General features: G+C 49.2%; 19 protein-coding genes. 16 read left to right on the top strand and 3 right to left on the bottom strand.

Annotated elements, in window-relative coordinates:
• Window positions 1–14: 14 nt before the first annotated feature.
• From ACE5KN_RS09285 to ACE5KN_RS09270, 4 genes are all read left to right on the top strand, one after another.
• Window positions 15–566 (top strand): sigma-70 family RNA polymerase sigma factor, encoded by a 552-nt coding sequence (locus ACE5KN_RS09285; protein WP_375525411.1) that lies wholly within the window; start codon window positions 15–17, stop codon window positions 564–566.
• 55 nt (window positions 567–621) lie between these two features.
• Complete coding sequence (locus tag ACE5KN_RS09280; protein ID WP_375525412.1) at window positions 622–960, top strand: YolB family phage-derived protein; 339 nt, start codon at window positions 622–624, stop codon at window positions 958–960.
• Between the two features lie 197 nt (window positions 961–1157).
• Window positions 1158–4229 (top strand): NHL repeat-containing protein, encoded by a 3072-nt coding sequence (locus ACE5KN_RS09275; protein WP_375525413.1) that lies wholly within the window; start codon window positions 1158–1160, stop codon window positions 4227–4229.
• Window positions 4226–6109, top strand: a complete 1884-nt coding sequence (locus tag ACE5KN_RS09270) for a pentapeptide repeat-containing protein (protein WP_375525414.1) — start codon at window positions 4226–4228, stop codon at window positions 6107–6109. The genes ACE5KN_RS09275 and ACE5KN_RS09270 overlap by 4 nt, the downstream gene beginning before the upstream one ends.
• A gap of 119 nt (window positions 6110–6228) precedes the next feature.
• Here ACE5KN_RS09270 and ACE5KN_RS09265 read toward each other — a convergent pair whose 3' ends face one another.
• Together ACE5KN_RS09265 and ACE5KN_RS09260 are read right to left on the bottom strand one after the other, a co-directional pair.
• The gene (locus ACE5KN_RS09265; protein WP_375533065.1) at window positions 6229–6459 is read right to left on the bottom strand and encodes a hypothetical protein; all 231 of its coding nucleotides are present in this window, start codon (window positions 6457–6459) and stop codon (window positions 6229–6231) included.
• A 186-nt stretch (window positions 6460–6645) separates the two neighbouring features.
• Window positions 6646–7521, bottom strand: coding sequence for a LysR family transcriptional regulator (locus tag ACE5KN_RS09260; RefSeq protein ID WP_375525416.1), 876 nt, complete (start codon window positions 7519–7521; stop codon window positions 6646–6648).
• Between the two features lie 144 nt (window positions 7522–7665).
• On the opposite strand from ACE5KN_RS09260, the gene ACE5KN_RS09255 reads away from it, so the two are divergent.
• On the top strand, window positions 7666–8748 hold the full coding sequence (locus ACE5KN_RS09255) for an NAD(P)H-dependent flavin oxidoreductase (protein WP_375525417.1): 1083 nt from the start codon (window positions 7666–7668) through the stop codon (window positions 8746–8748).
• A 16-nt stretch (window positions 8749–8764) separates the two neighbouring features.
• Here the strand turns inward: ACE5KN_RS09255 and ACE5KN_RS09250 are convergent, their stop codons facing one another.
• Window positions 8765–9676, bottom strand: a complete 912-nt coding sequence (locus ACE5KN_RS09250; protein WP_375525418.1) for a helix-turn-helix transcriptional regulator — start codon at window positions 9674–9676, stop codon at window positions 8765–8767.
• Window positions 9677–9777: 101 nt separating this feature from the next.
• On the opposite strand from ACE5KN_RS09250, the gene ACE5KN_RS09245 reads away from it, so the two are divergent.
• The 11 genes from ACE5KN_RS09245 to ACE5KN_RS09195 all read left to right on the top strand — a co-directional run bounded on the left by ACE5KN_RS09245 (window position 9778) and on the right by ACE5KN_RS09195 (window position 22590).
• A complete protein-coding gene (locus ACE5KN_RS09245) occupies window positions 9778–10242 on the top strand; it encodes a VOC family protein (RefSeq protein ID WP_375525419.1) in 465 nt (154 codons plus the stop codon).
• A 342-nt stretch (window positions 10243–10584) separates the two neighbouring features.
• Entirely contained in the window at window positions 10585–10905 is a 321-nt protein-coding gene (locus tag ACE5KN_RS09240; protein ID WP_006637664.1) for a PadR family transcriptional regulator, read from the top strand.
• Between the two features lie 44 nt (window positions 10906–10949).
• Window positions 10950–11291: a DUF1048 domain-containing protein gene (locus tag ACE5KN_RS09235; protein ID WP_375525431.1), complete on the top strand. Its 342-nt coding sequence runs from the start codon at window positions 10950–10952 to the stop codon at window positions 11289–11291.
• Between the two features lie 232 nt (window positions 11292–11523).
• Window positions 11524–12285 carry an ABC transporter ATP-binding protein gene (locus tag ACE5KN_RS09230; RefSeq protein WP_375525420.1) on the top strand — a complete coding sequence of 254 codons (762 nt, stop codon included), beginning with the start codon at window positions 11524–11526 and terminating at the stop codon, window positions 12283–12285.
• Window positions 12286–13035 carry an ABC transporter permease gene (locus ACE5KN_RS09225; RefSeq protein WP_375525421.1) on the top strand — a complete coding sequence of 250 codons (750 nt, stop codon included), beginning with the start codon at window positions 12286–12288 and terminating at the stop codon, window positions 13033–13035.
• A 316-nt stretch (window positions 13036–13351) separates the two neighbouring features.
• Complete coding sequence (locus tag ACE5KN_RS09220) at window positions 13352–15583, top strand: 3-keto-alpha-glucoside-1,2-lyase-like domain-containing protein (RefSeq protein WP_375533064.1); 2232 nt, start codon at window positions 13352–13354, stop codon at window positions 15581–15583.
• 185 nt (window positions 15584–15768) lie between these two features.
• Window positions 15769–17532 (top strand): cache domain-containing sensor histidine kinase, encoded by a 1764-nt coding sequence (locus ACE5KN_RS09215; RefSeq protein WP_375525422.1) that lies wholly within the window; start codon window positions 15769–15771, stop codon window positions 17530–17532.
• Window positions 17519–19144 (top strand): response regulator, encoded by a 1626-nt coding sequence (locus tag ACE5KN_RS09210; protein ID WP_375525423.1) that lies wholly within the window; start codon window positions 17519–17521, stop codon window positions 19142–19144. The genes ACE5KN_RS09215 and ACE5KN_RS09210 overlap by 14 nt, the downstream gene beginning before the upstream one ends.
• Before the next feature lie 129 nt (window positions 19145–19273).
• Window positions 19274–20680 (top strand): ABC transporter substrate-binding protein, encoded by a 1407-nt coding sequence (locus ACE5KN_RS09205; protein ID WP_375525424.1) that lies wholly within the window; start codon window positions 19274–19276, stop codon window positions 20678–20680.
• An 88-nt stretch (window positions 20681–20768) separates the two neighbouring features.
• Window positions 20769–21668, top strand: a complete 900-nt coding sequence (locus ACE5KN_RS09200) for a carbohydrate ABC transporter permease (RefSeq protein WP_375525425.1) — start codon at window positions 20769–20771, stop codon at window positions 21666–21668.
• 19 nt (window positions 21669–21687) lie between these two features.
• Window positions 21688–22590, top strand: coding sequence for a carbohydrate ABC transporter permease (locus ACE5KN_RS09195; protein WP_375525426.1), 903 nt, complete (start codon window positions 21688–21690; stop codon window positions 22588–22590).
• Window positions 22591–22678: the final 88 nt, after the last annotated feature.

Here is a 22678-nt window from a genome sequence, read left to right as displayed (position 1 = left end):
GATCCATCTCATTCATGGAGAGACTTGAAGAGGAGCGATACAACTTGCTGGAAATGAGACTGGAAGTCAAAAAAGCTCAAAACGGAGATCTGGATGCCTTTGTCCGGCTCTTGCGCCGACTGGATTCGCGGATGTATGGCTTGGCAAAGTCCATTGTGAAGCGTGATGAAGACTGCGCGGATGCAATGCAGGAAACATTGTTTAAGGCATATAAGTCGCTAAATACCTTGAAAAATCCGGAATATTTCACTACTTGGATCTTTCGGATTCTGATCAACGAATGCAGCCAATTGCTGCGCAACCGGAAACGAGCCATCGTGATGGACAAACTTCCCGAACCGAAGGAGGTCTTAGCGCCATATGGCGGGGATCATCAGAGGATCGACATTCAGGAGGCCGTTGACCGGCTGGACGATGCGCCGAGATTGGTCATTCATTTGTTTTATTATCAGGACCTGACGATCAAGCAAATTTCGGATATATTGGAGATTTCGGAAGGCGCCGTCAGATCTCGTCTGCATCGGGCACGGGGAATGCTGGCGGGTTCTTTGTTGGCAACCGATTGAAACCTGAGATGATAAGGCAGAACCAGCCGGTTCCTCTAAAGGAGGTGAAATAGAGATGACAAGTCCAGCTGTAACGAACGGAAAGTTTACGCCAGAGTTTGCGGCTTACACCAAGTTGACTTTAGTCAACCGTTTTCTAAATGAATTGAAGGGGAGCCCACAGCCTCAACCTTCACGTTCCATGACCTTTGATCAATTTATGTCAGCACTTGATGATCAACGCGTAATCAATCCAAACTTTGCGCGTCAGACACCGTCTGAAGAAGAGGAGTATAACCGCATTTATCAACAGCAGAATGGTGAGAACGAATTTGCGCGAAATCGGTATGAAGCGATTATGAAAGCTTATCAATGGGGCCTGGTCGACTTGAACGGCGTCCTGATCAAGAAGTAATTAGTTCAGCTTGGCAGACCCCCTGGTTGGGACCAGGGGGTCGCATGTTCATATCTATCAAGCTGCAAAGAAATGACGCAGTTAATAGGGTTTGTAGTTCCAAAGACTCAATACATAGGATCTACCCATTTACTATAATGAGAATGCAAAGAATAGGATAATGTTTCCAAAGATGCGAATTTGGGAAGGGGTAATTTATGGATCCAAGTCAACCAAACGTCAGAAATCTCGATATTCATTATGATCTTCGATTTCTGAGCGAAGAAGCGCAAGAAGGACCGTTTATTTTGAAAGCAGGATCCGCCTCGTATCCGCTTGTCAAGCACAGCAACGATTCATTGAGGGCCAACGGCTTCTCTTCTGAATCGAAAGAACTACATCCTACTCATTATTGCTCCTCCGTGCCTCACGACAGCTCCAAAGTCCAGTTGATCCGCGTCTATGGCCCACCAGACCACCAAGGAATCCCTACGCTCAAAGCAGCAGCCATCTCCACCTCCGCTAGCGGCAAAGTGTTCACTGCAGCCGATACAGCCAAAGCCATCTTATTCCTTAATCCGAGCATTACAGTCCTTACGCCTGACCACTCGGACACCGTATTGAATCATATGGATGATTCCGACGAGCTTCGTCAGATGGTATTTATGCTTGAGCAGCTGAAGGACGGCTGGAATACGCCAACGATCATAATGGACGAGAAAGGACAGCCTGTTCTGGATAAATCTGGAAATCCATACTACACTTACGACCTGCACCCGTACTTGTTAAATCTCACCGCCGGTGCTTCGGTTGGCATCAAAAAGAAGATTTACAGCGATTCTACCCTGCGAGGCGTACGATGGAATGTTCAACAAGGCGTCAGTCACATCCCGGTAAACCAGAGGAATCTCACCGCCTCGACCATAAGTACGGGGGGATATCACTATAACCTGAAGGATGGCGGACCTCAATACGGTGTTTCGGTATCGGTCGATAAACTGACCGATTCGTTCGAGCTTGATCTGAAGGTGACCAATAATTTCATCCGGCATATGTCGGTCTACGCGACTTTCTACAAAGGGGATGGCGTCACTCCCATTGAGATGAATGCGGATGCGCTGCTTGCTTTGCTGAGGGGAGAAAATCTTCTCGAAGTGAAACAATGGATGGATGCATTGGGGGAAGCGGAGCAGCTCCTTCTGGGAACCAAATCGTTGAAATTCATTAGTACCGTCAGCGCGGAGGGGACCTTCCTTGGCATTCCCGTGACGGAAGCTTCTTCCGTGCTCTCCTTCAAATTGCCGACCACCGATCCAATCGGCAAGCTCCGCCTATCCATCGGAAGCCTCGGCAACGGCAACTCACATTCCGACGCTGACCCTAATGCGGCGTGGATCGGGATCGGGGCAACGGCGCTGATGGATCTGGTCATCCCTACCGTATCGCTGATCATGACGGTAGGCACCGAGAGCAGCAAGATGTTCGATACGTTGTTCAAAAAAATCAAATTTATCGCTCCAACCGTCTATTCCATCTATACGGTCGTGAAAGATATCATCAACGACTCAAGCAATACAGGCAATGACGTGAAAAACATGATTACTTCGCTTGCAGACCGGATTGTATCCACACTTCTGACAGGGTCGGAATTTATAGAGGAGCTCGCCGCGATTTTGTCGGCCGAAGAAGTTGAAGAAGCCATTCCCGTCGTAGGTTGGGGACTGAAGGTTTTGGCGCTTGAGGGGACGGTTGCTCAGTTGGCCCAAACGGTCGGCGAGGTCATCGCAGCGCCGAGAGTGGTCGATTTTGAACTGACCGTGACGATGGATGCGTCAATCACGCTTAATGCCCTGGCAGACGGTGGGCAGCAGCCCGAATTCGCAGCCACTGCAGCCTACTACATTGTGACGGCACAATATAGCGACAATACCACCCGCACGTACAGAGGCGATATTCCCGATCCGAAGGTGGCCAGTCTATCGTTCGAGCTGAAGAACGTCCCGGTCGGCGGTAAAGTGACCTTTCTGGCAGCCGTATACTCCAAAGAAGGATGGCTCGTTGGCGGAGGTAAATCGGACTTATTGGATAACTTGCTTACCCCTGGCAAGGAGCGGTTGGTCGCATCCGTGAACGTGAAGCAGATGTTGTATCCGCTCAATGAACAGACCAACTATCGGCACAGCCAGTTGCTGATCCACCAGGATGGTCAATATCTGTGGCAGCAAACCTCTCAACCCCCTTCAGAAACGGCGGCAGATCTCGGAACAGGGGGAACTGGACATGTATTGGAGGGCCTGGCAGGGATCACGCTGAATTCAAATATGGGTCTGTTGGGTTATATTTGGCAGGCATCCGGCTTGAATATTCCGCCTATTGATGGAGACGATGGGGACAATCTGCAGCTGTATGCATTCAAGAACATTACATACGGCCCGGACCCGAATGCCGGCGTCATGAATACGCCTGCAGGCTATAACAAAGCTCCGCTGCTTGCTTACCCGCAGTTTGGCACGGAGGACGGATCTGCCGTTTATTTTTACCTGGACCCGACAGGAGATTCAGTGAGCGGCTTTCACCTTAGGCGGATCAAACCGATCAACGATCCTTCGGTTCCACAGAATAACCCGCATCGGGAATTCGATTTGTCTGCAGGGGAGAGCTGGGGCCGATTCAACCTGCTTCCGACATCGATGGCGTACCATTCCAATGGTTATATCATTGCCGTCGATCCAGCTCACCCCGTCATGCAGATTTTACGGATCCCGTCCACCGGCAAGCCTGACGACCAAGCGCCATGGGCGTTGATCACACTTGGACCTGGCACGAGGGAGGGGCTGCTGCTGCAGCCGGAGCTGGTGGCTATCGCACCGAATCAGACGATCTATATATTGGAAAAAGGCAACCAGCGGATCCAGGCATTCAGCCGCGGGGGACATCCCGTAGCCGCTTTTGCCAACCCTGATCATCCATATTGGATTGAACTGGTGAATCACGATGCTTCGCAGGACATCAAGTACCTCTCCATGAGCGTTGAAATTCAAGGCCACATCTATGTCCTGAGCCAATATGGCAACGGATATGAGGCGGATCAATACTATTTGGATATTTACACCCCTGCCGGAAGTCACTTGCTTACACAGAGAGGCTTGGTCGCTGCGTCGTTGGCGGTTGACCTGTGGCGGAATTTATATACCCTCAATTTCCAGCAAATCAGCCCCCCTCCGGGTCGAACGGAGCCTTCGGTCAGCGAATGGACGCCAAGCACGCCAAGAAAGGATGGATCTGTATGAATCCAATCACGAAATGGACATTGTCCGTAGAGCAATTAGGGTATGCTGGAAGCTATTATCATCAGCTAGGCTATGCAGGCGGCTTGGCAGTCATTTGTGTAGGCACTGACTCCGGCAATCGTTCATATGAAATTTACAACCTGGGCGGCGGACTGGTTGCTCTGCAAGATCCGAAAACGGGATGGTACTGGAATAGCCATTATAATGACAGCATGATGCTGTGGAATAACATCGATCACAACTTTAAGTCCGATCAAATCGGGGACGAGCAGAAGTTCCGGCTTATCAATAAAGGACATGGCCAAGTATCTTTCCAATGTGCTGCCGGCCATTTATCCGGAAAGTATATCCAAGTCACCAAGGGCGGCTGGTACCCGGTCAATTGGGATTACGGAAATGCCAGCGTGGGAATCGGGCAAGAAACGATGTTCAAGGTGGACGGCGATCTCCTGCCTATTCTGATCATCACGAATTCTGCCCGGGATTTGGATCTGTCCGGTGCGAATCTGACCGGGTTGAATTTGGACAATGCGGATCTGACCAATGCAGTGTTGAGAATGGCCAACTTTACCCAAGTGCAATCCTTTCAGAATGCGCAATTCGTCAATGCCAATCTGCAGCATGCTATTTTCGATGGCAAGAGCTTGAAAGGTGCGAATTTTACGCATGCCGATTTCAGTGGAACGAATCTAACGAAGATTTTGCCTTCACCGGCGCAGCTATCCTACGCCAATCTGTCCAAAGCCAATCTGAAAGGCGTCGACCTGTCCAAGTCGAATCTGACGCACGCGAATCTGACCGGCGCGATATTGGACGGAGCCAATCTGAGCGGAGCGGACTTGACTGGCGCAGATCTCACTGGTGCATCGTTGGTAAACACGAAACTTGATAGCGCCATCCTGCATCATACCCGGTTTGACCACTGTGATCTGAGCACGGTTTCCTTCTCGTACCCACCTGACTTCACCCGTGCCGAGGCGGACCGCACCTCCTTCGTGCAGGCTGTCGTGCCTTATAGGCTGCTTGGCCTCAACTGGTCTTATCTTGATCTATCCGACGCCACAATTTCGGATATCCCAGAGGTTCTCGCATCGTTGAACGCGAACTATACGCTACTGCCGAATGGATTGGACCTCAGCAAGAAGGATCTTCGCAACGCTTCGTTCATCGGCAGCCGGATGTATGAGATTCAGCTTCAGAATGCCAACCTGGAGAAGGCACAGCTCATGCATGCCCGGTTGAAAGGGGCAAAGCTGATCAGAGCCAATCTAACGATGGCTAATTTGGACAGTGCGTATCTCGTATCCGAAAGCATGACTCAGATTCATCAGAGCACAAACAAGCGTGAAGCTGCTGTCGTCACCGAAGCGTTCATGATCGACACGAACCTGAATGGCACTTTCTGCGACGGGGTGGACTTCTCAGGTGCACTATTCATGACCTACCCGGGTCTCAATCCCGATGGTAGAGCCAGCGCGCACGGTGCCACCATGAATCTGGCGAAATTCAATAAAGCGGTTTTGATTCAAGCTGAATTGGATAACGCCCAACTGGCTGGCTGCGATTTTGGCAATGCCGTCATGGTTGGCGCAAGCTTCAGGCAAGCACAGTTGATCCCGGCCACGCAGCCTCCCAACCCGGATGCCAGCTTCTATGAAGCGGATATACGCGGGACGGACTGCACCGGCGCCAACATGGATGGGCTTGATATGCGCTCGGCGCAAGTATCGACTGAGCCGGGTGAATTTAACCAGGTGTACAAGGATTATTACGGAAATCCAATCCCCGTTATCCTGTCGTATTCGGCTACTGTACTCGGGAACACAACAAATGGAACCACATGCGTAGACGGTTCTAAGGGGCCCTGCCACCTAAAGTAGATGACCACCTGGGCAGGCGATGAGAAGAAATGACCGGTTTATAGAACCGATAGAAGAGGATGGATCATCAGCCGGCATGGCTCTTCAGGCTTTAGGGATCATCCTGAGTTTGAACAATTTTATTGTGCAACCGGGCGTGGCCGCAAGGGCTGTAGGTTGGTCAACATATTGCAAATAAAACGTATTTCAAGGGAAAACATCGCATATCGTCGGACGACAAGAACATGTACGCTTAAAAAGCCGCCAACGAGGCGGCTTTTTTGCATTAATGATATAGTTCCTGTCAAACCTAGAATAACTTCACATGATTTTTCATTAACGTCTGTTCTAATGTCGATTTTCTCCAACATCTTCTCAAGTTCCTCCCGAACAGGCATTCCCATTGCTCGGAAGTATTTATAATTTCTAACCATGCAATACCGGACTCTGAATACTGTCTATATCCATTTTCGTACCTCTGAAGGAATAGAGAGGACATATGCACTGGATATGATAAATGACAATGTTGATCGGCATCGGTGCCTGGTCAACTAAGGCTATCCAGCATTTAGAGAATGTTTGGTCTCTTCCAAGAAAGCAGATAGTGCCGGTGTAATCAGGGTATCTTTTCGTTTAACAAACATGGTAGTTACTGACGAATACTTGTCCGGTAAGGAGTGGCAGGTTACTTTTCCCCGAGATTCATAATCAGCAATTATGGAATAGGGCAGTAAAGTGATGCCCAATCCTGCGCTGACACAGGCAATGATCGTTTCAAGAGTTCCAAATTCCATTAATTTCACAGGTAACAATCCTTCTTCTTGCAGGAATGTGCTAAGCTTGGCACGGTATGAGCATCCTTTGGGGAAAACCAGCATCGTACGATTTTGTAAATCATGGCTCGACTGTATTAAAGGATGCTTTGGTGAAGTTACAAGAACAAGCGTCTCTTCAATAACTTTGTCTTTCGTTAGATCAGGGTGTTCAATCGGGCCGGAAACAAAAGCCCCATGCAATTCATAATGGAGGACTCCTTGAAGCAGCTTTTCAGTGGGGCCTGTAACTAAAGAAAAATCTACATTCGGATATTTTAAATGATATTGTGTGAAAACAGAAGGGAGCCGAACGGCTGCTGTTGTCTCCATGGAACCGATAGTCAGAGGACCGGAAGGGCTGGAACGGCTTCCTACTGCAGCTCTGGCTTCGTTCATCGTATTTAAAATCTTTTCAGCATATGTGACTAAAACTTGTCCGGAAGGAGTAAGCGTAATCCCTTTCTTGTGACGATAAAATAAAGCTGTCTGGAGATCTGCCTCTAACTGTTGAATTTTGTGTGTAACATTGGATTGAGCATAATTTAGTTTTTTTGCTGTTTTAGAAATACTTCCTTCATGAGCGGCTTGAATAAAAATCTCCAACAAGTGAATATCCAAAGTGCCCCCCCCCTTTACAATACAATCTTCCTGGAGCTATCTGAAATCATGATATATAACATCTGATTTACGAATTATACATGATAGATAAACTGGATGTAAACTGATATAGAATGGAGTCTGAATTGATGAGGAGGACACTCGATGTCTATTCAATTAAGCACTAAGTTCTGTGAAAGCTTCAATATCCGTTTTCCAATCGTTCTCGCGGGGATGGCGGGGTTCACAAACATGGTACCACTGGTCACTGCTGTTTCTAATGCAGGTGGTTTGGGTACCCTGGGTGCTGCTTATATGAGCCCCGAAGAACTAAGAACGGCTGTACGCGAGATCAAAAAACGGACTCATGCACCGTTTGCCATAAATATTTTCGCTCATGTTGGACCTGATCAGTACATAAATTTTGATGCCGTAAACAAAGAGATGCATACCATTCGAGAGTCACTGGGCGTGAAACACCGTGCTAAAGATGAAATACGTACACCCAATTATTTTGAAGAACAGTTTGGCATTTTATTGGAAGAAAAAGTTCCGATTATCAGCACAACGTTTGGATTACTTTCTGAGCATCATATGCGGAAGGCCAAAGCGTTAGGTATTAAAATTATTGGGAATGCAACAACTGTAGAGGAAGCTATTCAAGCGGAGAAACGCGGATGTGATGTAATAGTTGCACAAGGCAGTGAAGCAGGGGGACATAGAGGAACTTTCGATGTATCATCTCAGCCCGCTGGGGCAAACATCGGAACCATGGCACTCGTCCCGCAAATAGTAGATCATGTCCATATTCCGGTTCTTGCTGCCGGCGGAATTATGGATGGCAGAGGGGTCGTGGCTTCACTCGCTTTAGGGGCACAAGGTGTACAAATGGGAACACGGTTTTTGACATCAGCGGAGTCTGGTGCACATGAGGTATATAAACGTGCATTACTTGATAGCACCGAGGAAAGCACTGTCATTACAAATGCATTTTCCGGACGGCCGGCACGGGGAATAAAGAATGAATTTATAAAACATTGGGAAGCATCCAATATCAAACCTCTGCCTTTCCCTACCCAAAACACATTAACGCGAGAGATCAGAAATGCTTCTGCCCGCCAAAACAATCTGGAATACATGGCTCTTTGGGCAGGTCAAGGAACTAGAATGCTAACATCCAACCAATCTGCAGAGGCTATCCTAAATCAGATTGTAGAAGAGGCCCGCAGGATCTGTAGCAGCTTTTGATGTAAAACGGGACTTCTTAAGAGTATTTATTCACCATTTCAAGTAAATAATTTCGAAATTCTTCAACATATGATTTGGGCTCTATGATTTTCAGATTTGTCCCGAAGCTTGCTAAAAATTGAAATCCGATACTGTTTTGCGGAACATGGATTGTTGCCAAGAAAGGTTCAGAATTATAGTTTTCAATACTCTTGCGGCCATACCTTTCAATGAAATGATCTTTTATGCTGGGCGAAATTAACGCTTTTATAGCGACCAGTTCCGGTTGGTAACTTGCTTCATGTGCCTGTTCTAACGAATAATCTCTAGGGTTAAATGTTTTTTCATCCATATGAAGATGATCGATCCGAGATATTTTAAACGTTCTATATCTCATACGATGCAAACAGAATCCTTTCAAATACCAACTCGTTTCGCTAAAATGAAGCTGATACGGCTCGACCATTCGATTCGTTATCATGCCATTTTTATCAATATAATCAAATGAAATTAATCTTCTCGCTAATATTGCTTCCTGACACTTCTTCAAGGTTTGACGAATTTCAGACCGACCCTCCCAATCATAAAATGACAGTTGGATTGAACCTTTCGGAGACAATGGACTAACCATTGCCTCTATTTTTTTTATCGTCACTTCAACTTCTTCGCTAATTAGAATTTGTTCCAATCCGCTCAGTGCAGTTAATATATTCTCCAAGTCCGAGTTGCTTAAAAGACGTTTATCAAACTTGTATTCATCCATAATACCGTAACCACCATGAACTCCGTTGACAGAATAGATGGGGATGTTGGATAAACTCAGTGTTTCCATGTCACGAAGTATGGTTCTTTTGGAAACATTAAATAATTGTGCAAATTCATTTGTTGAAACGACATCCTTTTTCAGCAGGATCATGATGATAGATATCAATCTCTCAACTTTTTCCATATTTGCCCCTCTTTTTCTCTACTTCATGAATAAACAGTGACATACAGCTGTCACCTTTTATCAATTATACTACATGTATAACGAGAAGGAGGTATTGCTTTATGTCAGCTATTGCATATTTAAATTTTGATGGAATTGCAGAACAAGCGATTGAATTTTATGCGGAGGCTTTAAGAGCGACTGAAGTAAAAAAAATTAAATTCAAGGATTTCCCGCAAGATCCAAACTATCCGCTGCCGGAAAATGAGTTAAATATGATCATGGAGTCTTCAATCGAATTCGCGGGCGGGAAAATCATGATGTCGGATCTTCTGCCTTCGATGAAGAGTGTAACGGGCGAGCTCGTTAAAGGCAACAATATACTGATTAGTATCGTTAATGATGATCCACAGACACTGGAAAACTACTTTTCCAATTTATCTGTAGATGGTTATGTTATCATGCCGTTATCCAATACGCCTTGGTCTTCGTGCTTTGGAATGCTGGTTGATAAGTTCGGGGTCACCTGGAAATTTAATAGCGACGCAGATAAGTTTCTTAATCATGTGATTGCAAACAAACAGTAACTTATTCTAAAAAATGGTCTTGCAGCTGCAGACCATTTTTTAATGTTGATTTCATCTTAAATAGGTACATATAGGAACATTTGGATTATATAACATAAACCAAGGGAGCCACTATTATGAAAAATATTCACTCTTCGTTTTTCTGATTGGTGAGGTTGCAAAAATAAATTAAGAAAACAGTTGACACCCTCACTACTCGGTAATACAATGTACGTGTAATAAGTAATACTTAATAGCTTGATTCCCCAAAAGTCATTAAGTAAAAATTTCCCTTGGCACTATGCTGTACTGAATATAAGTCAGACTAAATAGAGGAGGGACGAAATAAAGGAGGCTCCGAACATGGAAAATTTAACTGAAATGCTGAAGGGTTCGCTCGAAGGCTGTGTGCTGGAAATCATCAGCCGCCATGAAACCTATGGCTACGAGATTACCCGCCGACTGAACGAGCTTGGGTTTACCGAGGTTGTGGAAGGCACGGTCTACACCATCCTCATGCGATTAGAAAAGAAAAAACTGGTGAACATCGAAAAGAAACCGTCAGATATGGGGCCACCTCGCAAATTTTACTCACTGAATGAGGCTGGTCGCCAAGAACTTGAACTGTTTTGGAAAAAGTGGGATTTTGTATCATCAAAAATCAACGTTTTGAAGTCAACCTAGCTTCACAAGATATTCCGCAACACCTAAAAAAGGAGGAAAATAATATGATGGAAATGTTCAAAAAAATGATCGGTGATAAAAAAGAGTACAAGATGATGATGGCACGGGTTGAAGCCCTGCCTGAGGATTACCAGTATGTATTTAAGAAAATCCAAAACTATATGTGGAATTTCGCAACAGGCAGCGGAATGGATATGCTCCACATACAGTATGAATTAATCGAGTTGTTCGAAGCCGGTGCGGCGGAAGGCAGACAAGTGCTGGAAATCACTGGGGAAGACGTGGCTTCCTTCGCCGACGAGCTAGTCGCAAATGCTAAAACCTATGTCGCCAAGTATCGTGAAGATTTGAATCAAAGTATCATGAAGCGATTGGGTAAAAAATAAATTCAAAAGATAGTACCGACTGTTCAAAGGGTAACACCGACTGATTAGCTGGCTACAAATGTAAATTGCCGCCATGTTATTCAGTTATATTTTTGGTCTGGTACTAAGTAATACAGGTTATCAGTCGTACTAGATAGAAGGGTATAGGTAATCTAGCTCTGCAAGGTGCTCGACCGTAATTTCCGGAACTCTCAAGCGCCTTGCTGAGCTCCTATATAAGGAGGAAAAAATGATGAGCAATACAGCGATTTCTGTAAAAGGGTTGAAAAAATCCTTTAAAGACAAGGAAGTCTTAAAAGGGGTGGATTTTAAGGTACGGCGTGGCGAAATTTTCGCACTCCTGGGCTCAAATGGAGCAGGCAAGACGACGACGGTCAACATCCTCTCAACGCTGATGAAGCCCGATGGCGGGGAAGTGAGTATTTGCGGCTTTGACGTCCAGCGTCAACCGGAGCATGTTCGCCAGAGCATCAGCCTGACAGGGCAGTTTGCAGCTTTAGACGGTATGCTCACCGGACGGGAAAACCTGATGATGATCGCCAAGTTGCGGGGAGTTTCCAATCCTGCTCAAGTTGCCGACAATCTGCTTGCAAGGTTCAGTCTGACCGATGCGGCCAACCGGCGGACAGACAAGTATTCCGGCGGGATGAAGCGCCGGATTGACATCGCCATGAGCCTGATCGGGGCGCCAGCAGTCATTTTTCTCGACGAACCGACAACAGGGCTTGACCCCGAAGCACGGATTGAAGTCTGGGATACGGTCAAGGAGCTTGCCGGCGGCGGCACGACCATCTTGCTGACGACCCAGTACCTGGAGGAAGCCGAACAACTGGCGGACCGTATCGCCATCCTGCATAGCGGAAGAATCATCACGACCGGTACCCTTACCGAACTTAAAGAGATGCTCCCGCCAGCGAAAGTGGAGTACATTGAGAAGCAGCCGACATTGGAGGAAATTTTCCTCGCGATCATCGGCAAAAAGGAGGACATGTAAATGAAAAGCAAGACAGGGGTATTACTAGGGCGTTTAATGCGCAACATCATGCGCAGCCCGGATACGATCATCACGGTGGCAATTACGCCGATTATGATGATGCTGTTATTTGTCTACGTATTTGGCGGCGCCATAGAGACTGGCACGGACAATTACGTCAATTATTTATTGCCGGGAATCTTGCTGATGGCCATCGCATCCGGTGTCGCTTACACTTCCGTGCGGCTGTTTACGGATGTAAAGAGCGGGCTGATGTCGCGTTTCATTACCATGCCCATCAAGCGCTCGTCGGTATTGTGGGCTCATGTGTTGACCTCGCTTGTTTCCAATGCGCTTACTCTTGTGGTAGTTATCCTCGTCGCGCTCTTGATGGGCTTCCGTTCCAACGCTAATATCCTGGATTGGCTCGCGGTAGCCGGGATACTCGGGCTGTTTACGCTGGCGCTGACATGGCTGGCAGTCATTCCCGGATTGACAGCGGGGTCTATGGAAGGGGCGACAGCCTACTCGTACCCGCTGATTTTCCTGCCGTTTATCAGTTCGGCCTTTGTTCCCACGGAAACCATGCCCAAGATTGTCCGTGCGTTCGCTGAGAACCAGCCTGTGACTTCCATCGTGAATGCGATTCGTGCCTTCTTGTACGGAGGATCTGTTGGCAGCGATATCTGGATTGCGCTTATCTGGTGTATCGGGATCATGGTCATCGCTTACTTTTTCGCCAGTAAAGCTTTTAAACGCCAGTTAGGGTAAGCACACCCCATTGAGATTTTGCATATCCAACAGATTCAAAGGAAGATCAACATTCCTAATGTGCATGGAGGACAGTTAAAATGTATCCCTGGAGAGTGGGCCTACCCCACTCCTTTCTTTTTGGGCAGGGATTATAATCCATCTCGACAGTGAAAAGTTTTAATGGAAGGGGGCTTGATCGTCAGAAAATGGGGTTGCTTTTTTCCACAAAAATGTTAGCGCTTTCTTCGAACCGCAAGCAAGGATACAATTGGGCGAACGGAGTTGCACTGCCTTATTATCCGCGGGCAGATGAAAAATCTTGAGGAGGTATTTTATGCATACCATTACAAGAAAAGCAATTAGTCTGTTGATAGTGCTTGCCGTTATGATCACAAGTTTTTCACCCCGAACTGCTGATGCGACCGAGATTGAGAGCAATTCTATTTCTTCAGTGAATATGACGGATACTGCTGATCCGGCAGCTTTGGCACAGACTGCCGCTGCCCCAGCCACGATTCAAAATTACCCGATGCCATCCATCTATACCGCATCCAGTGTATTTTCATTGAAAGCGGATAACAAAGCGATTCCTGTCATCAGCTATCTGGCTGACTATGACTATGCTCAGTTTTCTTTTTCCGGCACGGTCAATATCGAGGTTACCGCCAATGAGCCGATTACCTCTTTTTCCATCAGTCCACAGGCCAAAAACATCAAGGGTACGGTTAACGGGAACAAGCTGACGTTTTCGCTTTCTTCCTCAACCTATGTGATCGTGAAAATCAATGACTGGAAGAAGAAGATGGTCATCGCCGCAGATCCCCTGGAGACAGATATTCCCCCATCCTCAGGTGCCGGGATCTATAATGTGACAGCGTCGCCATACAACGCAGATAAGACGGGGACATCGATGGCATCAGACGCGATTCAGCAGGCGATCGATGACGCCCATCAAGCTGGCGGCGGCGTTGTATTTGTTCCCGCCGGTGTCTATAAAAGCGGAAACCTGACGTTAAAAAGCAATGTGACCTTTTACCTGGCCGGAGGCGCTGTCATTGTCGGCACAGGCAAGGGGGAAGACTATGTGATTGATTTCCGCAAGGATTCACGAAACGCGGATGGAACATATTTTATTCGTACTGCCGTAGACTCCAGCAATATCACCATACGGGGAAGGGGAACCATTGATGGAAAAGGCATAGCGATGCGAGAGCGAAAGATGCCGGCGCCGCATAAAAATGAAGGGTTCCTGAATAACCTGCTCGTTCCGATCGCAACTACAAATTTTACGTTTGATGGGTTAATATTGCGGGATGCCGGCTTCTGGTCGTTTATGGTTGTTCGTTCCGATCATGTGACCATAAAAAACCTCAAGGGATTCCAGGATTTATACAAAATCGAGAATGACGTTATCGATATCAATGAAAGTCAGGACGTGCTTGTTCAACATGCCATTGGCATATCGGATGATGATACTTTTTCCACCAAAACCTGGCTGCAGACGGGAATGTCCAAAGGGTGGCCGGGAGCGCTTGAACACTTGGAAAATGTCGTCTTTGATGACGCTTTTGCCTGGACGAGATGCGCGGCTTTCAAGATTGGCATGGGAGTAGCCCAGCCGCAGATCGGCGTAACCATCCGGAATTCGTATGTCTATCAAAGCGCCCGGGCATTGCTTGTTGATCATGGTTACCAATATAATACGCTTCCGGAGGAAGGTTACGCCCAAGATATTACTTTTGAAAATATCGATATCGAACGTGTCGGCATCAATCAATTCGGGAACTACTGGCTTGGGGTTTCTACCAGTACTTCCGGTGATGTCAGCAATGTTATATTAAAGAACATCAATGTTCGCGAGACGGGATCTCAGAAATCCAGACTTTCCGGGAATGCCAGTAAGGGCGGAATGGTTAACGGTGTCACGTTCACAGATGTTTATGTCGGAGGCAAGCTCGCAACAAACCTGAACGACTTGAATGTTACCACCAACAATAATGTAAACGGTGTCATTTTTGCCAATTCTACATCCCCTCTATTCAGCGATAATTTCGAAGACGGAAATACGGCGGGATGGACGACTGTTACAGGCGGCTGGACCGTACCAACAGACGGTACGAATAAAGTGCTGTCCAGCGGGAGTCAGACAACCACATCCCTGATTACCGCTAATAGCGGTAACTCATGGACGGATTACACATATGAAGCCAGAATGAAAATGCCCATTACCGATGCAAATGCTGGCATGGTCTTCAGGGTACAGGATGCAAATAATTATTATATGTATCGAATCAATTCATCGAATAAAAAGCTGGAGTTGTACAAATCCGTGAATGGTCGACTGACGTCTGTAACCAGTACTACGTTCACGGCTAAGGAGAAGCAGTGGTATACGGTTAAGGCGGTTATACAAGGGAACAAGATTACCTGTTATGTGGATGGAAAATTAAAAATGGAATGGACCAATCCTGCAACAGAATTGACAGCAGGGGGGATAGGATTCCGGACCACCTCGGCGGGCGTCCATTTCGATGATGCTTTGGTTACGGCACCTGCCCCGATTTAGTAAGTACAGTATTCTGTACCGGTCAAAAAAGAGCCGATCTACCGGTCGGTCAGCGTAAATGGGATCATACGAAGGAGCTGCCCCTAAAGCCATAAAATGGCTGTTCGGGACAGCTTCGTTTTTTGCATTGTCGATCAGGGGGCTGCAGTGACATAATCGAAGGATAGAGATTTCTAACGGAAGGCGTGAGAAGCTTGGACTACCTTCGCAGGCAATCGTTCCGTAACAAACTCAAAGCCGCATTCCTGGCCGTCATCCTGATCTCCGTGCTGATGACCGGAGGGCTGTCTTATTATATTTCGGCTGCCACCCTGGAAAAGAACGCGCTGAAGCTCACGCAGGACACGGTGGTCAGGTCCGCGCAGATCGTGGATGAGAAACTGAACAAGCTTATGCTGATTATGATGACGTTCATGATCAGCCAACCTTTTTACGACATGCTGAAGGATGCCGCCTCCGGGAACACCAGCGGGTATTACACGCATCTGAACGATCTTGACAACGTTTTCTCACAGGCGCGAATCGCCGAACCGCTGATACAGTCCATCTACGTTACTACGCCGATTGGCGAGTTCTATCCTTCCTCCATGAACCGCAACAGGCTCACCACGTTCAAGGATACCTTTCTGTATGACCGCATCGAACAGGAGAAAAAGAACCTCTGGGTGGAGGGCCATGAGGATATGCTCTTCTCCGGCAGGGACCGCGTCATCTCGCTGATTCTGCAGCCGATCTTTGACATTCCGGTCAGCGATGTCTATATTGTCGTGAATATCCGCGAGGACGGCTTCCGCAAACTGGTGCAGGGAGACACCGGGACAGGAGCGTCCAGCTTTTTGCTGAACACTGAAGGCGAGACGGTCTACCCTATGAAGGAGCCGCTGGTCCGGCAGGCGGTGGACTCAGGAAATCTGAGACATATGATGAACCGCCCGGAAGGCAGCCAATCCTTTGAACTGGACAGCAAAGCTTATTTGCTCAATTATGCCCGGCTCGGCATTGCGGATTGGACGATGACCACCATCCAGTCTCAGGCCGGCGTGCTGAAGGACATGGTATATGTGAAATGGCTGATCGCCGGGGTTGCTCTGGCGGCTTTCGCCGTAACAACGCTGATTTCCGGCGCGTTTACCCGCTATCTGCTGAAGCCGCTGCAAGGGCTGCTGAAGGTGATGAAGCGAGTAGAGAACAATGATTTGTCCGCCCGTTTTGAGAGCGGCAGCGGAGATGAGCTGGCGCAAGTAGGCTTCCGGTTTAACCGGATGCTGGAGCAGATTGTGGTGTTGATTGAAGAGGTCACGCAGGCGCAGATGCATAAGCGGTCTGCGGAGATCAAGGCGCTGTCGGGGCAGATGGATCCGCATTTTCTGTACAATACCCTGAACACCATCTACTGGAAGCTGAATTTGCAACAGGTCGGGCCTTCGCAAAAAATGGTCATGTCGCTCTCCCGGCTGTTCCAGCTCGGGTTGAACAACGGCCAGGAAATTACGACATTGGCGAAAGAACTGGAGCATGTGCGCCAGTATCTGGAGCTGCAGTCAAGCTGCTATGAAGGGTTGTTCTCCTATGAGATTCATGTCCACGAGCCGGATCTATCCGCGCTGTCGATTCCGCGCATCATTTTGCAGCCTCTGGTGGAGAACAGCATTCTGCATGGTTTTCGCGACCTGGTGAACGGCGGCCGGATCGAGATTGAAATTGCCGGAAACGGGGAACGCTGGACGCTTGCCGTACGCGATAACGGCAGCGGTATGGACAAAGACCAGGTGCGCACACTCTTTTGGCGGGAATCGGAGAAGGGCTATGCCGTGTCCAATCTGATTCGGCGGCTTCAGCTCTATTACGGGGACAGTGCGGGATTTCATGTAGACAGTACGCCGGAACACGGAACAGAAATACGGATTTCTTTGCCCAGGAAGGGGGAGCATTCGGATGAGCAATCATGAGGCGGTCAGTGTCTGCATTATCGATGATATCAAAAGCATGGTGGACGGGCTGACCGCGATGAACTGGGAAGAACAGGGAATTCGGGTCGCGGGGGTATCAAACAATGGGGAAGAGGGGCTTAAGCTGATCAACGGGTTGCGGCCGGATCTGGTCATTACCGATATACGGATGCCGAGAATGGACGGGCTGAGCTTGCTGCGCGCGGTTCTGGAAGAGAACCGCAGCTGCAAGGTCATTTTGATCAGCGGTTATGCCGACTTCGAATATGCGCAGCAGGCGGTGCAGCTGGGAGCGTTTGATTTTGTGGTGAAGCCTTTTTCAGAGGAAGATATCATGTCGACGGTGCTGCGGGCCAAGGCTAAGATTATGGAAGAGAGGTCCAAGCGCTTAAGCTTGAGGGAAATGGAGAATAAGCTCCGCGAGAGCATGCCGGTGCTGCGGCAGGAATACTTTGCGCTGCTCGTGAGCCACCGCACTTCGTGGGAAGAGGCTTCGAGGCGGTGGGATTTTCTGAACATTGAGCTGGAGCCTCAGGGCTTCGTGGTGATGCTGATCGAAATCGACCGTTTCCAGGAGCATGCTGCCGAGTTGTCCATCCGGGAGATGGAGCTGATCCGTTTCTCACTGCTGAATATCATGCAGGAGACACTGGCCGATTACGCGCGCAGCGTCGTTTTCCGCGCCCATCATGATCGGTACCTGGCCGTACTGAACGATGCAGGTATGTCCAGTCCGATCGAAATTGCCGAGCAGTGCTGCCGGAATATTGAGCGGTATACCAAGTTTACGGTTTCGGTCGGGGTCGGCGGCAGAGTGGAGGAGATCAGCGAGCTGCCGGATGCTTACCGCCAGGCTCAGCGGGCGCTCTCCCATCACCTGTTCACCGAAGGCAATGCGGCCATTATGTACGACGATATTCACCAGAGCGGAAGCCAGGAGCCGCTGGTGCTGGAGTACAAGGATGAGTTGCTGCTGGCCCTTCGTTCCGGGAATGTCGGCCGCACGGGCGCCATTCTATCCACGATTTCGGAAACGGTGCAGAGCCTGATCTCCCTGCAAAATCCGGATTACCTCCTCAGTCTATACGATGAGCTGGCCGCATCAGCCATTCGCACCTTTTACGAGATGGTTCCATATCCGGACATTCAGCCGCTGATCCAGCGATTCAGGGCGGTGCAAGGGACAGCGGGGCTGTCGCTGGCGTCCCTGCAGCGTCAATTGCTTGCCTTATGCACGGAGGGAGCTGGATTGGTGCGCCGGAACAGCTTATCCGAAGGGCAGAGGGTGATTTATGAAGCCATGGACTATATCAAGGGCCGGTTGTCCGAGGAACTCACCGTCGGTGAATGCGCCGCCCATGTTCATCTCAGCGCCAGTTACTTTTCCAGCCTGTTCAAGAAAGTGACTGGGATGACAGTCACCCAGTATATGACCTCGGAGCGCATCCAGAAAGCGAAGCTGCTGTTGGTGGAGGGGGCACAGGTGCAGGAGGTGGCTGCGGCTGTAGGCTATGAGGAGCGCCGATATTTCAGCGAGATGTTCAAGAAGATCACCGGCCAGACGCCATCGGAGTTCAGGGCGGGTTATCACCCGGACCGGCCGGACGCGTGAGGCGCGTGCTATGCAAACCATAGAATTCTGTCCCTGGAGAGTGAATTTGCCTCACTCCTTTTCTAAGTATGAGGGTCCATAATAAATATGAGCTCACAATACCAACGTCAATCAAAAGGGGTAGAATGTATGCGAAAAAAATGGTTAGGTCTCAGCCTGAGTCTCATGCTGGCCGCCGGAATCGCAGGCTGCGGCGGGAACGGCACCAACAACAGCGATGGCGGTGCGGCGAATGGAGCGCCCGGCGGGGACGCAGCGGCTCCCGCAGCCGAAACGGGCACACCCGTACAGTTGAAATACTGGACTGACGACCGTCACGACCAAGAGTATATCAAGGAATTGATCAACAAGTTTAATGAGACGAACGGCGACAATATCCAGGTGGAATTGACGGTGATGTCCGAGAATTACACGCAAAGTGTCGACATTGCCTTTTCCAGCAACCAGGCGCCGGATGTGCTGCGTCTGAAGAGTGCCAATACGTCCGAGTTCGTCAAAAAAGGGTATCTGGCGCCGATTGACAATTATCTTACCGATGACATGAAAACGAAATTCGGCAGCCTGTTGATCGACAATGTCAACCGTTTTGACGGCAAGGTGTACTCTCTGGCTAACACCGGCCTCACCATGCGTCTGGTCTACAACAAGGATCTCTTTGCCAAAGCGGGCATCGAGAAACCTCCAGGATCGCTGCAGGAAATGGTAGCCGATGCCAGGAAAATCACCGAAGTTGGCAAGTCCGAAGGCATCTACGGCTTCGCGCTGAACTTCAAAAATCCCAAGCAGGCATTTGACCGTTCCATCCGGGAGATTCTCTCCCTGAGCGGCTATCAAGGACTTGGCTTTGATCCGAAAACAGGCCAATTCGATTTCGCGCCTTACGCGCAGTCCATCGAATATTTCAAGCAGATGTATGAAGACGGAAGCATTCTGCCCGGCGCGGAATCGCTGGATATCGACCCGCTGCGCGCCCAATTCGCGGCAGGCAAAATCGGCATGTATCTTTCCTTCTCGACAGAACCGGGTGTGTACAAGGATCAATTCCCGACGGAAATCAACTGGGCAGGCGCCCTGGCTCCAACACTGGACGGACAGATCAAGGGAACTTCCGAAATCGTGTCCGCCGGAACCTGGCTGGGCATCAGCGCCAAATCAGCCCATCAGGAAGCAGCCTGGAAATTCGTGCAGTATATGTACGGCGACGAGGTTTTGCAGACCTATCATGAAAAAGGCTTCGGGATTGCCATTGTGCCAAGTATTGTGGAACAGGCCAAAAACCCGGAGATCGGCGGGATGGAAGGCTTCCTGGTCGGGGAACACGACTCGCTCTGGCCTGCTGCGCCAAGCGTAACTCCGGAAGGTTCCACCTATGCGGATGCTTTCTTCAAATATATCCTCGACGGGGGAGATTTGAAAGCGATTACAGCAGATTTGAACGCAAGATACAACACCGCCTTGTCCAAAGCTGTGGAGAAAGGAGAGATTACCGTAACGCCGAACCCTGCTTTTGATCCAAGCAAACCGCAGGGAGAATAACAGGAGGATGGGGCTGCCGCGCACCTCTTGGCGGATACCCCTTTTCTTTTCCTGAAGAGGTTGTTCAAAAAGGAAGGAGGAACGAATCATGAGCTTTAAATGGAAACGGCTGGGGGAGAATGCTCTGTTCCTGATCCCGAGCATCATTCTGACGGCCGCCTTAGGCATCTATCCCCTGCTCTGGATGCTGCGCTATATGTTCTATGATTATGCCGGGTACGGCGATGCGCTGTTCATTGGCCTGGACAATTTCCGCCGGTTGATGCGCGACGGGCTGTTCTGGGAATCGGTCGGCAATACCTTTATCTTTGCCGGAGGCAAGCTGATGCTGACGCTGCCGTTATCCCTGCTGCTGGCGGTTATCCTGAGCGGCAAGCTGCGGGGAGGAAATTTGCTGCGGGGCATTTATTTTATGCCGACGGTTATCAGTACCGCAGTCATATCCGTTGTTTTTTATAATATCTTCAATTCATATAACGGGATGGTTAACACCGTCCTGATGAAGCTGCACCTGGTTTCGCAGCCGATCGACTGGCTCGGACCGAAGCATGCGATGCTCACGGTCATTCTTGTGGCGGTATGGGGTGCGGTCGGCAATTATATGCTGCTGTTTCTGGCCGGGCTGCAGAGTATTCCGCAGGATTTGTACGAGAGCGCGGCCATTGACGGCGCGAACGCCGGAAGACGGTTCTGGAGCATTACACTTCCGCTGCTGGCCCCGGTTGCTCAGATGGTCATCATGCTGGCGATTATCGCTTCACTGAAAGGCTATGAGAGCATTATGGTCATCACGGAAGGCGGACCGATCGGCAAAACCGAGGTCATGTATCTCTATCTGTACAAACTGCTGTTCCCGGTATCTACGGGTTCACCCGTAACGCAGCAGCTTGGATACGGCAGTGCCGTAGGCTTCGCAAGTGCTGTTATCGTCGGTGCGATCACCGGCTTGTATTTCTTCTTGAGCCGTAAAATGAACAAAGTGTATTAGCGTGCAGGAGGATCAGCAAATGAACAAACAGATGTTACCCCAACTGCCGGACGGGAGCGGGAAAATCGCAGCCCGCCCGATTTCCGGTCATGCAGGCAGATTTGTGGCCCGCACGGTCATGTGGCTGTTTTTATTAGCAACGGCGATGCTGACTTTGTTTCCCCTGCTTATGACATTGTCCGGTTCTCTCAAGACCGGCGCCGAAATGATGACCGGCGGCAGCCTGTTGCCGGCCAAGCTGCAATTCGCCAACTATGCGGAAGCCTGGAAACAGGCTAATTTCGCCCGCTATACCTGGAACAGTGCTTTTGTCAGCATTATGGTTACAGCAGGTACCCTGCTGGTCGCTTCCATGGCGGCTTATGTGGTGGACCGGCGCGATTTTCCCGGCAAATCTCTGTATGTAACGGTGCAGGCATCGATGATGTTTATATCCGTCGGCGCCATTGTGCTGCGCCCGCAGTTTGACCTGATGGTGGCGCTGCACCTGAATACCACGCTGTGGGGAGTGATCCTTATTCTGATCAGCGCCCATTCCAGCACGTTTTTTATGCTGCAGGGCTTCTTCAAAGCTATTCCCCGCGAGCTTGATGAAGCGGCAATGGTGGACGGCTCGGGGTTCATCCGCACCTTCTTCCTGATTATCCTGCCGCTCTTGACACCGGGGCTGGGCGTGGCCGGGCTGTTCGCCTTCCGCCATGCGTGGAACGAATACATTCTGCCGCTGGTGTTCACGATGACCAATCCGCAGCTGCAGACGCTCACCGTCGGGCTGGCGAATCTCCGCTACGGCTCTTCCGCGGCCATGCAAATCCATCTGATGATGGCGGGAGCATGTTTGTCGATTCTGCCGATGCTGCTCGCTTATATTCTGGCAAACAAGACGTTTATCCAGGTAACGGCGGGTTCGGTCAAAGGCTAAATTCAATTCCGTATAGAGGTAGTTCAAAAAGTCATCTTTTGATCACGAAGGAAGTCAGGAAGCGGACTCGACATCGAATCTTGAATTC

The sequence above is a fragment of the Paenibacillus terreus genome (genome assembly GCF_042138595.1).
GTDB lineage: Bacteria > Bacillota > Bacilli > Paenibacillales > Paenibacillaceae > Paenibacillus > Paenibacillus terreus.
Note: the sequence above shows the minus strand (reverse complement) of the source record. Positions and strands in the feature narration are given on the sequence as shown.